Source organism: Wolbachia endosymbiont of Tuta absoluta, from assembly GCF_059414725.1.
The window spans coordinates 1-14,634 of sequence record NZ_JBNRJY010000387.1 but is presented as its reverse complement, the minus strand read 5'-3'; the positions used below and the strand labels follow the sequence as shown (position 1 = coordinate 14,634).

Here is a 14,634-nt window from a genome sequence, read left to right as displayed (position 1 = left end):
GATATTTGTTTCCAACTCTTTATAATCTACCAATCCGTTAGTTCTGTTTACTATTTTCTGACTCATTTTCAAACCTCCATTTTTTTATATCAATTTATTACTTTTTTTCGATTTGACACACTTTTTTGAACATTACCTAGTGCATCAAATAAGGAACTCTCTGAAATACGTATCGAGCAAAAGTTTTCATGAATGATTTGAAAAAAATATACCGTGCTACAAGTAAAGAAATTGCAGAAAATTATTTGCTTGAGCTAGAGGAAAAATGGAGCGAAAAGTATCCATTAGTTGTGAAATCTTGGCAGAACAATTGGGAAAGTTTATCCGGTTACTTCAAGTATTCAGGTCCTGTTAGAAGGCTAATTTATACCACTAATCCCATCGAGGGGCTACACAGGCAAATTAGGAAATTTACCAAGAACAAGGGCGCATTCACCAGCATAAATGCCTTGTACAAGCTGGTATATTGTGCTATAAGAAAGGTGGAGGAAAAATGGACGATGCCTGTACATGATTGGGCATTATCTATATCTCAACTCTATATTTTTTTCCCTAGTAGATTAAAAATTGAGTTGAACTAAAAATTCGGTTTGACACACTTTTTTGAACATTCCCTTTTTCTATCAAATTTTTCGTCCTTGCAGATTTATAAAAGCTCGCATTGTCGAGAACAATAGTCTGTCCAGGTTTAAATACAGGAACAAGTACATTTATCTACATAAGCATCAAAAATCTCGCTGTTGCAGTAGCCATCAATTATCCATGGTGCTTTAACTTTTCCTTCATTCAGTGCTCCAATCATGCTTACCCTCTTTCTTTTAAACCCTGGGCAAATAACCTCTTGACTCTTTGAGACTACCCATATTCATAAAATTCATTGTCCTCTATTCCAGACTCATCTATGTATATCAAGTTTTCTTTCTTCTACTTTTTTTATGAACTCTTTGCGTTTCTCTTTCTCGATAAAGAAAAGTTTTTTTATATGTATAGTTTACTTTGCTAAGGTAGTTATATACTGTGCTTCTACACATATTACCAAATTCTTCAATTATCTTTTCAATTCTAATATCCATCCAGAAATTTGATAAATCTATCCATATCTTTAATCTTATGGCCATATCCTTTGTGATAGCCTGAAGATGGTTTCTGTTTCTTCTTTCCTTTTCCTCCACAAATATATTGTTTTTATGCTCACTTTGAATATTTGACTGATTTTTTTATCGTCATTGTTTTTTTATCGACTACTTTGAAAACACGTTCTTTCAGATCCTCACTATATGGACTTGGCATCTTCTTCTTTCTCATTACTTATTATACCATTATAACCAATTTTGCCATATAGCTAAACCTTTCTTGGGTTAGCTATAGATGATAAAATATTTGATTCTAGTTCTTTATAGTCTACTAATCCGGTAGTTCTATTTGCTTGACTCATTTCAAACCTTCATTTTTTATATCAATTTATTACTTTTCTTTTCGGCTTGACACACTTTTTTGAACGTTCCCCACTTTTTCTATCAACTTTTCAAATTCTTCTACAGTTAAGCCTGTTATATTACGAAAATTTCTTGGGTGTTTCTTTATATTGTAGTAACTAAAGCTCATTTTTTTACCTTACTCTATCTGCTTATTCCTCTTCTACCTCTCTCCCATCATTTTATCATTACCTTTTGCAGCAGGTCTATTGATGCATGAGTCTGGAATCTAGGAATTCTGATTATATATTAAGTTAGTAAGTATAAAAGTTATGTAAAAATACAACGTTTTTAGTGAGATTACGGAAAGCCAGCGTCACACGCTGGAATGACATCTTTCTTGGTGGACTCAAACCATAATGTTTGTACGGTTGTGGACTTATAACTAAAGCAATCTAGAAAATTAATGATATTTTATTCCCCGGAGAACGCTCTATTTTGTTTTCCAACTCTAGTTCTAAAAGAGCCATTAGAGCTATGTTGGCAGAAAGTCCGCTTGCTAATATAAGTTCATCTATATCAACAGGTACAGAGTTAATATGATCAACTATAACATATTTTGCCTGTTGCAATTTTTCTTGTTTTTGGTTAACAGCATAGTGCTCAACATTAAATAGGTTTTTTTGCTGCGGAGGTAAACTAAACCTAATACTCTCTATTATGTCATCAGCGGATTCGATAAGCTTAGCACCGTTTTTAATTAAATAATTACTACCACTACAGCGTGAATCTAGAGGGAAACCAGAAACTGCAAATACCTCTCTCCCTTGATTTAAAGCAAAATCTGCTGTTATTAGAGAGCCAGAACGTTTCGATGCTTCAATCACTACAACACCCAGCGATAGACCAGATATAATTCGATTCCTTTGAGGAAAATACTGAGGTTTTGGTTTAGTAGCAAATGGAAGCTCAGTCATTACTAATCCGCCATTTTCAGTAATTTTTTTGTATAGATCAAAATTTTCTCTTGGGTATACTACGTCAATTCCGCTTGCTGTAACAGCAATAGTGGGGTAATTTTTGTATATTACACTGTTTGCTGCAGTATCAATCCCTCTTGCAAGCCCAGAAATTATGATGAAACCAGCTTGGCTTAAATCGAGTGCCAACTTATTGGCAAAATTTCTTCCATTCATTGAAGAATTACGTCCACCGATTATTGCAATTATCTCACGACTTAATAATGATACATCACCAAGTGTAGTTATTACAGGAGGAAAACCAGAGATATTCCTTAAAATGTCAGGGTAATCTGGATCACATGCTGGTGTTATTTTAGCTCCAATTTTTTCTGCATTCTTAATTTCTTCTCGTGCATTTTGAATTCCATAATCCTTGTTAGTCAACTTATTAAGATATTTAAGCACTTCATATAGCGACCCACATGCTCTAAGTATACTAAAGAACTTTACTGGTCCCACAGTTCTAGCCAAGCTTAGCCATATTTCTAATTCTTCGTTATTTAATTTATTTATCTTCATAAAAGGCTTGAATTTCTTATCAATTTAGTGTACCCAAGATAATGTAAATATACAGTGTTTTATGACGCATTTTGTTACAGATAAATGCATAAAATGTAAATATACAGACTGTGTGGAAGTATGTCCAGTTGACTGCTTTTATGAAGGTGAAAATATGCTCGTGATTAACCCAGATGAGTGTATTGATTGTGGAGTGTGTATACCTGAATGTCCAGTAGATGCAATTGTAACTGATGATTCCATAAGAGATATTCTAGAGCTAGATGAAGGCTTACTGAATAATGAACAAAAAATCTTTAAATCATTTTACAATATAAACGTAGAATATTCGCAAAAATGGCCAAACATTACAGCTAAAAAGCAATCCCTAGATACAGCAGAAGAGTATAAAGAAAAAAAGGATAAGACAGCTTATTTTGATGAAAATTTAGGGTCATAGAGTACAAAAATAGACTTACATTTTTTTGATTAAATAGACATTGAATTGTAAGCGTCTATTTCATCTGCCATAGACGATAATTGTGCACTCTCAAAACGGAGATTGTTTGCAATATCTATTAATTTCTCACTAATTTGTGAACGAGGTTCAGGCACTGGAAAGAAAACGTCACATCTAGCCTTGCATAGAGGTTTGTCTGTTTCATTGAACGCCTCTTCACAGTTTTTGTGGCAAATATGAGATAGGTTACGTGCCTGAAACGTTAATGAATTCGAGTTTTGTGTAGGTATAACCATAATATACTCCTAAATTAAAAAACTAACGCCACGGTAGCATTTATGTGTTAATAAAATTGTAATATTTATATCAGCATAATTACTTTCCAGATAAGTTTACTTTATTGAAAATTTCAGGAAAATATTGTACAATTACTCATGAACTTTGGTAAAACTTACGGCAAACGCTAATGTATCTTTCAGTAAAAAAACCTTACAGCATTTTGCTAAGCTAGTTGAGTTTACTAAGCAGCCCACTCAAGAATTAGCAGAAAGACTATTTAATAGATCATGAAATGGAACTATCTGTAGTTGCTGATCAATATGACATTGAAGGTGTAGAAACAGTTGATTACAAAGATGTAAAGTGGAAATCAAGTGGATTACAAAATTAAATTTTTAAAGAATATTACTGAAAAAGATCTTCCAGTTTTACTTGCAATCTGGTGTCTGATCATAAAGGAACCAGTTTGCATGACACCATCTGCAAGTTTCAATATCTGTACAGCTGTGGAATTTTTCAAAGCGTTTTTTCTATTGAAGATAAAAGTATCTTTTATATATGATATATAGCAAAATATTAGGGTGCTTATGGTTCCAAATATAGCAATTTTAAGTGGTGGATTTTCTTGCGAAAGAGAAATATCGCTTATGAGCGGAAAAGCAGTAAAGAAGGCGCTTGATAGCCTTTCATATAATGCAATAGAAATAGATGTTGATAGCAATATTGCTCAAAAGCTTAAAAAAACTAATCCCGCTCTTGCTTTTATTGCTCTACATGGACCTTATGGTGAAGATGGCTGTATTCAAGGTTTACTGGAGATTTTAGGTATAAAATATACACACTCAGAAGTTATGGCTTCGGCTGTTGCTATGAATAAAGTGATGTCAAAGCATATATTCCATTCTCTTAATATCGACACTCCAAGAGGTTATGTAATTAGTCGAGAAGATGTGCTAAAAAATAATATTAAAGTTGATTATCCGTACGTCTTAAAACCGATTAACGAAGGCTCAAGCATTGGAGTACACATGATTTTCTCACATGAGGATTACTTAGAGCTGAAAAATAACAGTTCTACTATAATGGAAAAGATGATCATAGAAGAATACATACCGGGTATAGAGTTACATACTGCTGTGTTGCTGAATGAAGCAATTGGCACTATGGAAATACGACCAAAAAATAAATTCTATGATTATGAAGCAAAGTATACAGATGGATTTGCAGAACATATATTTCCTGCTAAAATTCCTGACAACATATATAGAATGACCTTGGAACACGCACTAAAAGTTCATCAATTTTTAGGATGCAAAACTGTTTCCCGCTCAGACTTCCGTTATAATCCCCAAAATAACACTTTAAAAATGCTTGAGATTAATACACATCCTGGCTTTACTGAATTATCGTTAGTACCAGAAATTGCAAAATTGACAAAAGGAATTGATTTTAATGAATTAATTAAAATTATTGTCAAAGACAGTTTACACCACAAGAATATTAGAGATCAAGCCGATGTTGAACAATGTTACTAGAAGCCAAAGGAGTTTTTTGCGCAAGTGTGCTTTCATGATTATAACTGCACTTTTCCTTACACTAGTACTTTATAGTTCACTTGATAAAATAACAAATCGATTCAATTACTACTTTACTTGGTGTAACGATCGCTTATCGAGCTTATTAATTAGCAATGGATTTTCAATCGACAAAGTAACCGTTACTGGAAACAAATTTACAAATGAACAGGACATTCTAAGTTTAGTAGATAGAACACAACCTATCATGTATGTATCACTCTCAAAACTAACAGATAATATACAATCTGTAAGCGAATGGATAAAACATGTAAGAATTTATAGGATTTTACCCAACACCTTACGCATTGATGTAAATGAACACAAACCTTTTGCTCTTTGGAAAGATGATAACAGGACTTCAGTAATTGACTCTGAAGGTAAAGTAATCGTAGATGATTACCAGATAGATAACCTCGTTATAATCAAAGGACAAAATTCGTTATCAAATCTAAAATTCATTAAAGATATACTAGAGAGAAAAACTCAATTAAGTGATCATATTTCTTCTTGTATTTATGTAGGAAATAGAAGATGGAATATCATACTCGATGACAGTTCCACAGTAAAATTGCCTGAAGATAATCCTTATAGCGCATGGGATTATTTAAGCCACTTGCAAAATACAACCGACTTTACTTTTAGCAATTGGAGCATAATTGATATGCGTGTTGCTGATAAGATCTTTGTGAAGAAGTGATCTGCTCGGTGCTCCTTTTCATTTCATGCAAGTAGCCCTTTCTCTGTCATCCGAGTAGCTTAAAACTGGAATCCAGATTGCAAGTAATTGATTGGGTTGGGTGAGTATGGGTTTTGCATTATAGAAGGAAGCATTAACCATTACTAAACAAAAAGCCTTGATCTGGAGTAGAATGTTTTAAAACAGAAACATCACAAAGATCTCTCTTAGACTGAGAGTTTTCTTTAGCATGTTTGAGTCGTTTAAATATTTCAGTGTCTGTACCTATATTCTTCTTAGCATAAGCATATAAAAGATCTAATAACTTTCCACCAGCTTGAATAGCAATTTCAATAGTCGTATTTTCATTATTACCATCTGGAGAGTAGTTTAAGCTTGGTTTGAAACCATGTTTATTTTTTGATTCCAGTAATTCTTCTATCTCTACAAGCAATTCATCTAGCTTACCCTTATCCTTTTCATTTGATGCTTCTTTTACCTTTTGAAACAAATTATAATCCTGTCGCAATTTTTGAGAAAATTTTTCTTTGCCTTCTTTATTTTCCTTGTTAATAGATGCAGCTTTTATAGAACCAACATTAATATTTGGGTCAGCAAGCAGAAGATCAACTATATCTGTGTGACCCTTTTCTGCTGCAGAATGTAAAGAAGTAAGACCTTTTTGAGTCATAGCATTAACATCAGCTCCATGATTCAGAAGCAGTTTAACTACATTCCTCTTACCTCTATACGATGCAATATGTAAAGAAGTCATATTGTGCATGCACTTAGCGTTGACATCAGCTTTCTTGGACTCTAGAAGATCTTTTACTATCTCAGCTCGACCATTTGCTGCTGCCAAATATAAAGGAGTCATCTTTGCCAGATCCTTAGCGTTAACATCAGTTTTATCGAAATCTAGAAGAATTGTAATTATAGTTTGATGATTTTCTCGCACCGCCAAATGTAAAGGAGTATACTCCATATCATTCCGAGTATTAACATCAGCTCCATGCTTTAGAAGAAATTTTACTAGACTTGTACAACCTTTTTCTACTGCTTGTAAGAAAATAATATTTTCCTTTCCAGCCAAAAAGTTAGAGTTTTTCGAAGCATCTTTATTTTTGATTAATAACTCAATTATTTTAAAACTATTTTTTTCTAAAGCTAAAATGAATATTTCTTCTTCACTATATTGGGATATATCCATTCTTTTAAATTGTGTTATATTATCTTTACATATTACATTCAGTAACTCCTTATTTTTCTTTAATGGTTCCTTCTCCTGATCATTACCTTGGTTCTGTTCACGCTTTTCATTATGAGGCTTTTTGCTATTGTGTTTTCTATTAGTACTATCTTCTAAAGAAAGCTGTGGTTTTACCCCTTGAACTTGATGATATTTTTTAGCTTTCTTCTTTTTATTTTGATTATTTTCATTCTGAAGCTTGATAATATCATCATCTTTTCCTTCATGTTCTGAGCTTTGTGAAGACCTAGAACTTATATCACTCTCTAACACTGAATTTGTATACTTGTTCTTATCTAAGATCTGATTCTCTTCATGATACCCCTTAGCTCTCAATACATTCATAATCTCTTCAGCATACTCTTTTTTTCCTTCGTTTTGCAATTTTCTTGCTATAAGTTCTGCTTGTTGCTCTATGTTTCCTTTCTCTATTAACTCTAGTGCCTTATTTCTCCATTCTTCAGGACTAGATTCTTCTTGCTCAATATTTACATTACCTTCTTCCCTTGGCTCTATTATTTTCAATAAATTACTCTCATCATCTATAATATATACACTATCAACAGCACGAGTAACTCCAACATACAGAGCGTTCATATAAAATTTATATTTCTCCAAAGACTTATCTTTCTTATCCTTATTTCTTGAAGTGTTAACTTCCCTTTCGTTATATGAATCACGAATTCTATTAATAGTATTATCTATCTCCCCCTCACTTTTATTTGGACATGCTATATTCCATATTTCATTATAAGCTTTACATGATGTAAACTTGTAAAGAATCACATTTTTAAATTCCAAGCCTTTGGCTTCATGTATATTAAACACAAGTGGAGTATCAAATAACTGACGTGCACTTTTTTTACTTTCATCATCCAGAGCTAAAACAGCACAATTTATAGATTCATTTACTTTTTTTGCTATTTCTTCTTTTTTATCATCAATAATAAAGCCAACGTTCCCTTTGTTCTTAGTCTCACTCTTCATGAGAAAAGCGTTGTCTACTGTTATTTTATCTTCTGAAGCAAAACAATAATTCTTAAGATGTAGTATACGATTGGCAAATTCAATAACTTGCTCGCTATTACGATAATTTTTCTCAAGGGTATAAAAAACTTCTGACCCTTGGTCAACTATATATCTATTTTGACAAAGAAAAGATTTTAACTTGGATAAAGAGAAAAAACTAGGATGTATTACTTGATTAACATCACCACATAGTAAAAAGTTACTCTTATTCTCATCTTTTAAACTCTTTAACACCAGATCTAATGTGCTCTCAGTTAAATCCTGAACTTCATCTACAACAATCGCATCATACATTCCTTCTGTAATGCACTTATTAGTAACAAGATTAGGATCATAATACTCTGAATCTTTTTCTATAAACTTCCTGTACTCTTTAAAAAAATCATAAACACTGTTCCTTTCGTCTACAGAAAACATAGATTGTCTGTCTCCTAATTTAGCATACCTATCTTTTCCATCTTCTCCTAATAAGCTTCTTCCACCTATCACAGCTGTAAATTCTTCGAATATTTTATCTCCGTCTTTTTTATACTTTTTAAATTTATCTTTTTTGCATATTTCGTTGAACCATAAAAAAAACTTACTTCTATTGATTGGCTTCTTTCTTTTTATATCTTCTGCTTGCTTTTCAAGAAACTCATGAAGAGATAAGAAATCAATTTCTTCTGGAGCAGCAATCTTGAACTCATCATCGTAGTATTCGTATTCAAGTAACTTTTTCGATTCTTTTACAAGATTTTCGGATTTGGTAATATATAGAATTTTTCCTCCCTCAAACTTCTCTTTTATCCTTTTTAGGCTCTCTAAAGCCACTGATGTCTTTCCACTTCCAGCAGCTCCATTGATAACTAAAGGTAATTTAACCCTTTCAACTATATCTTCTTGCTTTGCACTAAAAGTAATAAATTTACCGAGATAACTAACTTGTGGAGCATCTTCAATCTCCAATGTACTTACATTATCAGAAATTTCTTCATTGTTTTTATCTACTATTTCTATGTTTTTTATTTTTTCTCTATTTGTTAAAAATTTAGACTTATGATAATCATGATTCAGAATTACTTCTAAAATAACAAAAGCATCTTTGTTATCAATCTTTATACCTGTAAAGAGTAATCTGTCACTATCACTTAATTTAGCTCGAAAATATTCAATATTCCCATCACCTTTTATTAACTTTATATTCCCTTGGCTTGTACTGTTATTTTCCTCTAAATCTTTAATTATTTCATTAAACTTTCCCCTTAAAGGAGTTTTACCATTATCTAAAGCCTCATCATTAAACTTCTCATAAAACAATACAATACTCATAACTTCTCTTAATTACTTAATTATATTAAGAGTATAATAATATTATTAATATGTCAATATTTCTATTATTATATTAACCTATATTATTTATTAATACGTAATTCTTATCTCATCATTAAATAAGTAATACTGCAAAGTTGTGGAATAAAAGTTAATGAATTTACTTTTTAGGCAGAGCTCTAATATTATAGATCGATCTATTTATTCGCAGTTATATAAATGAATCCTTTAAGCATGCTGGTATTTCTAAAGTAACTGTAGAGCGTACAGTTACTTTAGTGTCTGTAATAATACATTCTTCTAAGCCTGGAGTTATAATAGGTAAGAAAGGTTTGGATGTTGAGAAGATAAAGCAAAAAATAGCTAAAAAAGTAGAAAGTAGTGTCGAAGTGAATGTAGTAGGAGTTAAAAAGTCTGAAATAGATGCAGTTTTAATATCAAGGAATATTACACATCAGCTAGAAAAAAGGATTTCATGTAGAAGAGCGATGAAAAAAGCTATTCAAAATTGTTTGAAGATGGGTGCTGAGGGTATTAAAGTAAGTTGCTCTGGGCGTCTTGGCGGAGCTGAAATAGCTCGTACTGAATGGTACAAAGAAGGTCGTTTGCCTTTACACACTTTGCGTGCTAATATAGATTATGCTTTTTGTGAAGCGAAGACTATATGTGGTATTATAGGAGTTAAAGTTTGGGTTTATGTTGGTAGTTAAGGTATATTGAGATGTTTGTTCCCAAAAAGAGTAAATATAAAAAGGTATTTAAGGGGAGAATAAAGGGTAATGCTAAGGGTGGTAGCACGCTGTCTTTTGGAGATTATGGATTAAAAGCTATGGAAGTAGGTAAGGTTCAGTCCAAGCATATTGAAACTGCAAGGCGCGTAATATCTAGAACGTTAAAACGCTCTGGTAAAGTATGGATAAGAATTTTTCCTGATACTCCGGTTAGTAAAAAGCCAGCAGATGTACGTATGGGTAAAGGGAAAGGTAGTGTTGAATTTTGGGTATTTAAAGCTAAGCCCGGTAGGATTTTGTTTGAAATTAGTAGTGATGTTCCCATGCATTTAGCAAGATTGGCGCTTGAAAAAGCGACTGCTAAGCTTCCTATGAAGTGTAAATTTATATCTAATCATAATTGAATGGAGTTGCAATGGATATAGTTAAATTTGAATCAGAATCTTCACAAGGATTACATGAACTTCTTGTGAGTTTGAGGAAAGAATTTGTTAATTTGGCTTTTCAAAAAAAGCTGGGCCAGTGCAACAATTTTTCGCGTTTTAGCTTAATAAGAAAGAGCATAGCTCGTAGTCTAACTGTATTAAATAGAAGAAAGAGAGAGGGAAAAAATGCCTAAGAAGGTTTTTTGTGGTGTCGTAACTAATGCTGAGTCTGATAAGACTGTAAAGGTTTCGGTGTTACAAGTGTATAAGGATAGGCTGTATAAAAAAGTTATTAAAAAATACAAGAAGTATACAGCACATGATGAGAATAATAGTTGCAAAAAGGGAGATAGGGTTTTAATACAGGAACATAAGCCTATTTCTGTTACTAAAAAATGGGTTGTCATCAATAGCTAAAAAGGAATAGGTATTTATATGATTCAAAAAAATACATTGTTAGAAGTAGCTGATAATTCTGGTGCGCGTGCAGTGCTTTGTATTGGCTTGTTAGGTGGTAGGAAATCTGCATCTGTAGGTGATACGATTATTATATCTACTAAGTCTATTAATCCAAAAGGTAAAGTTGAAAAAGGAAAAGTATATAAAGCAGTTGTTGTTAGAGTAAAAAATAGTGTTAAGAAATCTGATGGTTCTGTAATTCGTTTTTCTAGCAATGCTGTGGTTTTAATTAATGATCAAGGTGAACCACTTGGCACTCGGGTGTTTGGTCCAGTAAAAAAGTTGTTATCTGGTTCTTTTATGAAAATAATGTCATTAGCTGATGAGGTTTTATAATGAGTGCTAAAATAAAAAGTGGTGATGATATTATAGTTTTAACTGGTAAAGATAAGAGAAAAATTGGTAAGGTAATCAAAGTTATAATACGTGATGCTAAAAAGAAAGTAGTTGTTTCTGGCGTAAATGTGTGTAAGAGACATACTAAACCAAGAGCTGGTAGTGGTGGTGGTATATTGAATAAAGAGTTAGCTATTGATGTATCCAATGTTGCAATATTGGATCCTAAGTGTAAAACTCCAACTAAAGTAGGATTTAAGATTATAGATGGTAGAAAAGTGCGTTTTGCAAAAGTTTCTGGAGAAGTGATAGATTAGGTTGATATGTTTAAACAATTGTATAAAGATAATATAGTAAAATCCTTAAAGGATAAGTTTAATTACGGCAATGTAATGCAAGTGCCTAAACTTGTCAAGGTGTGTATCAATATGGGCGTTGGAGATGCTGCTACGGACAATAAAGCGATAAATGAGCCATTTGATAATCTACATTTGATTACTGGGCAAAAGCCTGTGTTAACCTTTGCAAAAAAATCTATTTCTGGTTTCAAAATTAGAAAAGGTGCAACTGTAGGTTGTAAAGTGACTTTGCGTAGAAATAAAATGTATGAATTCTTAGAAAGATTAATATATATTGCTTTGCCAAGGGAAAAAGATTTTAGAGGGTTTAGTGTGAAGCAATTTGATGGTCATGGTAATTTTTCCCTTGGTATCAAGGAGCATATATCATTTTTAGAAATAGACTATGATAAAATAAGTAAAATTAGAGGTATGGATATTAATATTATAACAAGTGCAGTTAGTGATAAGGAAGCAAAGGAATTATTACTGGCTCTTAAATTCCCTTTTTTTGATAATTGAGAGAAAATATATATGGCAAAAAAATCCATGATACAGAAGAATCTTCGTAGAATAAAGTTATGCGATCAGTATAGGGAGAGAAGGGAAGAATTAAAATCTATAATGAATAATAAGGATTTATCTATTGCAAAAAGGTTTGCAGCTCAAAGTAAGCTGATTAAAAAATTGCCTAGAGATTCTTCTAAAATCAGAATTAGGAATAGATGCGCTTTAACTGGTAGGCCGAGAGGAGTATATAGAAAATTTGGTTTATGTAGGATTGTTTTACGTGATTTGTGTTCTTTTGGACAAGTTCCAGGGGTTACAAAATCTAGTTGGTAAATGTGATATAAGGAGTGTAATAGTGTCGTTATCTGATGGTATTGGTGATTTTTTAACAAGAATACGTAATGCTCAATTGGCAATGCATAGGGAAACAAGAGTCCTATTCTCTAAAGTGAATTCTTCTATATTGAAGATCTTAAAAGAGGAAGGGTATATTCTTAATTATGAAAAGCAAGAGAGTGATAGTATCCCTTCGCTTGTTGTGCAGTTGAAGTATTATGATAAATCACCTGTGATTAATGATATAGCTAGGGTATCAAAGCCCGGTTGTCGTTATTATTCTAAGTGTAAGGACATTTCTAAAGCATATAATGGTCTTGGAATTTTTATTATATCTACACCGAAAGGAGTGATGACCGATTATAATGCACGTAGATTAAAAGTTGGTGGAGAAGTTTTGTGTCGTGTATTTTAAATGATAGGAGAAATGTATGTCTCGTATAGGTGCCGCACCTATCAATATTCCTGCTGATCTTTCAGTTGAATATAATGATGGTAGGGTATTAATAAGAAGTGTTAGGGCAGAAAAAGAGCTGAACTTGTGTAGTGGCATTCTGTGTCAGATAGTTGATAATCAATTGTTACTTTCTGTTGATCAAGGCAGGGATGATTATGATAAAATAAAATCTATATGGGGCACTTATAGAAGTAATATTAATAACATGATTAACGGTATGGTTAATGATTTTTCTGTTGATCTTGAGATTAATGGTGTGGGGTATAAAGCAGAATGTGATGATAAGTATTTGACTTTATATCTTGGTTATAGTCATAATATTAAGTATAAAGTGCCTAAAGACGTTGAGATTAAGTGTATAAAGCCAACTCATTTAGTGATTCGCGGTATGGATAAGCAAAAAGTCTATATGGTGGCTTCTGATATATGCAAAATTAGAAAATATGATCCTTATAAAGGTAAGGGTATTGTAATAAAAGGCAAATTTATGCTGCGTAAGGTTGTAAATAAAAAGAAGTAATTAAAATGAAAAGATTGTATAATTTTTTAAGTAGCTATGAAAAAAGGAAACTTCGTAATAGAGCGAAGCTCGATAAGAGCGCTGGACGTTTACGTATATCCGTATTTAAGTCTAATAAACATTTTTACGTTCAGTTGATTAACGATGCAAAAGGAATAACCCTAGCTTCTGCTTCTACTTTGGATGATAAAATTAGGAATGTATGTAAAGGTAGGGTCAATGCTGAAACTATAAAACAGGTTTCTTCTTTATTGATTGAGCGTCTGCCTAGTACAAAATTGCAGCAGCGGTTCGTCTTTGATCGGGGAGCATATAAGTATACAGGATTGATTTCTCAATTTGCTGAGGCTTTAAGAAGCTCTGGATTTAAATTTTAGAAGGTTTTAAATATGGCTGTAAAGAATTTACAAAATAATAATGATTTATCAGAACTTTTGGTTTCAGTGCGAAGGGTAACAACGGTTACTAAAGGTGGTAGAAGATTTTCATTTTCAACTTTGGTTGTTGTTGGTGATGGTAAGGGTAGGGTAGGATGTGGAATAGGTAAACACGCAGAGGTTGCTGAAGCAAGAGTGAAAGCTGTAAATGCTGCAAAGAAGTCGATGATTAGGGTGTACTTACGTGAAGGTAGAACTTTACATCATGATATTAAAGCTAAATTTTGTTCTGGTGAGATAGTTTTAAGAGCTGCAAGAACTGGAACAGGTATTATTGCTGGTGGAGCAATGAGGTCGGTTTTTGAGGTATTAGGTATAAAGGATGTGGTAGCTAAGTCTACTAGATCGATCTACTTAATCAGTTCTCATTGATTGGATTAGAGAAAGGGATAGCAAAAATTCATCAAGAAGTACAAAAAATTATAAGGTTAGAGCAAAGAAAAGAAAAAAGAGAAGAAGAATTTTTAAGAAAAATAATGACATCATTGATGAATAATAACTGTAAAAATGTAAGCCATATCATATCTTACTATTACCCACAAATATAAATGGACATAAAAATAAAGTAT

20 protein-coding genes and 3 pseudogenes are annotated in these 14,634 nt (G+C 32.4%); 18 read left to right on the top strand and 5 right to left on the bottom strand.

Annotation, left to right across the window (positions count from 1 at the left end; genetic code table 11):
• Positions 1-136: 136 nt before the first annotated feature.
• Positions 137-581 (top strand): annotated as a pseudogene (locus ACJ5GX_RS04200) (transposase); the annotation flags it as partial.
• A 327-nt stretch (positions 582-908) separates the two neighbouring features.
• Here the strand turns inward: ACJ5GX_RS04200 and ACJ5GX_RS04195 are convergent.
• The 3 genes from ACJ5GX_RS04195 to dprA form a co-directional block, all read right to left on the bottom strand.
• Complete coding sequence (locus tag ACJ5GX_RS04195) at positions 909-1,172, bottom strand: hypothetical protein (protein WP_052264846.1); 264 nt, start codon at positions 1,170-1,172, stop codon at positions 909-911.
• A gap of 292 nt (positions 1,173-1,464) precedes the next feature.
• Positions 1,465-1,605, bottom strand: coding sequence for a hypothetical protein (locus ACJ5GX_RS04190; RefSeq protein WP_019078789.1), 141 nt, complete (start codon positions 1,603-1,605; stop codon positions 1,465-1,467).
• A gap of 265 nt (positions 1,606-1,870) precedes the next feature.
• The gene (gene dprA / locus ACJ5GX_RS04185) at positions 1,871-2,956 is read right to left on the bottom strand and encodes a DNA-processing protein DprA (RefSeq protein ID WP_007302781.1); all 1,086 of its coding nucleotides are present in this window, start codon (positions 2,954-2,956) and stop codon (positions 1,871-1,873) included.
• Between the two features lie 61 nt (positions 2,957-3,017).
• Here dprA and ACJ5GX_RS04180 point away from each other — a divergent pair, with 61 nt between their 5' ends.
• Complete coding sequence (locus tag ACJ5GX_RS04180; protein WP_052264847.1) at positions 3,018-3,395, top strand: ferredoxin family protein; 378 nt, start codon at positions 3,018-3,020, stop codon at positions 3,393-3,395.
• Positions 3,396-3,424: 29 nt separating this feature from the next.
• On the opposite strand, the gene ACJ5GX_RS04175 is transcribed toward ACJ5GX_RS04180, so the two are convergent.
• A complete protein-coding gene (locus ACJ5GX_RS04175) occupies positions 3,425-3,691 on the bottom strand; it encodes a hypothetical protein (protein ID WP_007302779.1) in 267 nt (88 codons plus the stop codon).
• 357 nt (positions 3,692-4,048) lie between these two features.
• On the opposite strand from ACJ5GX_RS04175, the gene ACJ5GX_RS04170 reads away from it, so the two are divergent.
• From ACJ5GX_RS04170 to ACJ5GX_RS04160, 3 genes are read left to right on the top strand one after another with little or no spacing between them, the layout of a single operon-like run.
• Positions 4,049-4,243 (top strand): hypothetical protein, encoded by a 195-nt coding sequence (locus ACJ5GX_RS04170; protein WP_012481820.1) that lies wholly within the window; start codon positions 4,049-4,051, stop codon positions 4,241-4,243.
• 12 nt (positions 4,244-4,255) lie between these two features.
• The gene (locus ACJ5GX_RS04165; protein ID WP_052264848.1) at positions 4,256-5,209 is read left to right on the top strand and encodes a D-alanine--D-alanine ligase; all 954 of its coding nucleotides are present in this window, start codon (positions 4,256-4,258) and stop codon (positions 5,207-5,209) included.
• On the top strand, positions 5,190-5,948 hold the full coding sequence (locus ACJ5GX_RS04160; RefSeq protein ID WP_096097266.1) for a cell division protein FtsQ/DivIB: 759 nt from the start codon (positions 5,190-5,192) through the stop codon (positions 5,946-5,948). The genes ACJ5GX_RS04165 and ACJ5GX_RS04160 overlap by 20 nt, the downstream gene beginning before the upstream one ends.
• A gap of 133 nt (positions 5,949-6,081) precedes the next feature.
• Here ACJ5GX_RS04160 and ACJ5GX_RS04155 read toward each other — a convergent pair whose 3' ends face one another.
• Positions 6,082-9,516: an ankyrin repeat domain-containing protein gene (locus ACJ5GX_RS04155; protein ID WP_230609088.1), complete on the bottom strand. Its 3,435-nt coding sequence runs from the start codon at positions 9,514-9,516 to the stop codon at positions 6,082-6,084.
• Between the two features lie 194 nt (positions 9,517-9,710).
• Between ACJ5GX_RS04155 and rpsC the strand changes: the two are divergent.
• From rpsC to ACJ5GX_RS04090, 13 genes and pseudogenes are all read left to right on the top strand, one after another.
• Positions 9,711-10,226 (top strand): annotated as a pseudogene (gene rpsC, locus ACJ5GX_RS04150) (30S ribosomal protein S3); the annotation flags it as partial.
• Between the two features lie 11 nt (positions 10,227-10,237).
• Entirely contained in the window at positions 10,238-10,651 is a 414-nt protein-coding gene (gene rplP / locus ACJ5GX_RS04145) for a 50S ribosomal protein L16 (RefSeq protein WP_019236922.1), read from the top strand.
• A gap of 11 nt (positions 10,652-10,662) precedes the next feature.
• The gene (gene rpmC / locus ACJ5GX_RS04140) at positions 10,663-10,866 is read left to right on the top strand and encodes a 50S ribosomal protein L29 (RefSeq protein WP_038198186.1); all 204 of its coding nucleotides are present in this window, start codon (positions 10,663-10,665) and stop codon (positions 10,864-10,866) included.
• The gene (gene rpsQ, locus ACJ5GX_RS04135) at positions 10,859-11,089 is read left to right on the top strand and encodes a 30S ribosomal protein S17 (protein ID WP_010404696.1); all 231 of its coding nucleotides are present in this window, start codon (positions 10,859-10,861) and stop codon (positions 11,087-11,089) included. The genes rpmC and rpsQ overlap by 8 nt, the downstream gene beginning before the upstream one ends.
• Positions 11,090-11,107: 18 nt before the next feature.
• Positions 11,108-11,467, top strand: a complete 360-nt coding sequence (gene rplN / locus ACJ5GX_RS04130; protein WP_007302542.1) for a 50S ribosomal protein L14 — start codon at positions 11,108-11,110, stop codon at positions 11,465-11,467.
• Positions 11,467-11,784, top strand: coding sequence for a 50S ribosomal protein L24 (gene rplX / locus ACJ5GX_RS04125; protein ID WP_010404700.1), 318 nt, complete (start codon positions 11,467-11,469; stop codon positions 11,782-11,784). Before rplN ends, rplX begins: the two co-directional genes overlap by 1 nt.
• A gap of 6 nt (positions 11,785-11,790) precedes the next feature.
• Positions 11,791-12,327, top strand: coding sequence for a 50S ribosomal protein L5 (rplE, locus tag ACJ5GX_RS04120; RefSeq protein ID WP_052265060.1), 537 nt, complete (start codon positions 11,791-11,793; stop codon positions 12,325-12,327).
• A 12-nt stretch (positions 12,328-12,339) separates the two neighbouring features.
• Positions 12,340-12,648, top strand: coding sequence for a 30S ribosomal protein S14 (rpsN, locus tag ACJ5GX_RS04115; RefSeq protein ID WP_007302545.1), 309 nt, complete (start codon positions 12,340-12,342; stop codon positions 12,646-12,648).
• 22 nt (positions 12,649-12,670) lie between these two features.
• The gene (rpsH, locus tag ACJ5GX_RS04110; protein ID WP_007302546.1) at positions 12,671-13,066 is read left to right on the top strand and encodes a 30S ribosomal protein S8; all 396 of its coding nucleotides are present in this window, start codon (positions 12,671-12,673) and stop codon (positions 13,064-13,066) included.
• 16 nt (positions 13,067-13,082) lie between these two features.
• Positions 13,083-13,628, top strand: coding sequence for a 50S ribosomal protein L6 (gene rplF / locus ACJ5GX_RS04105; protein ID WP_010404706.1), 546 nt, complete (start codon positions 13,083-13,085; stop codon positions 13,626-13,628).
• A 5-nt stretch (positions 13,629-13,633) separates the two neighbouring features.
• Positions 13,634-14,005: a 50S ribosomal protein L18 gene (gene rplR / locus ACJ5GX_RS04100; protein WP_052265059.1), complete on the top strand. Its 372-nt coding sequence runs from the start codon at positions 13,634-13,636 to the stop codon at positions 14,003-14,005.
• Between the two features lie 12 nt (positions 14,006-14,017).
• Positions 14,018-14,413, top strand: a pseudogene (locus ACJ5GX_RS04095) (30S ribosomal protein S5); the annotation flags it as partial.
• 20 nt (positions 14,414-14,433) lie between these two features.
• A complete protein-coding gene (locus tag ACJ5GX_RS04090; protein WP_495292732.1) occupies positions 14,434-14,613 on the top strand; it encodes a hypothetical protein in 180 nt (59 codons plus the stop codon).
• Positions 14,614-14,634: the final 21 nt, after the last annotated feature.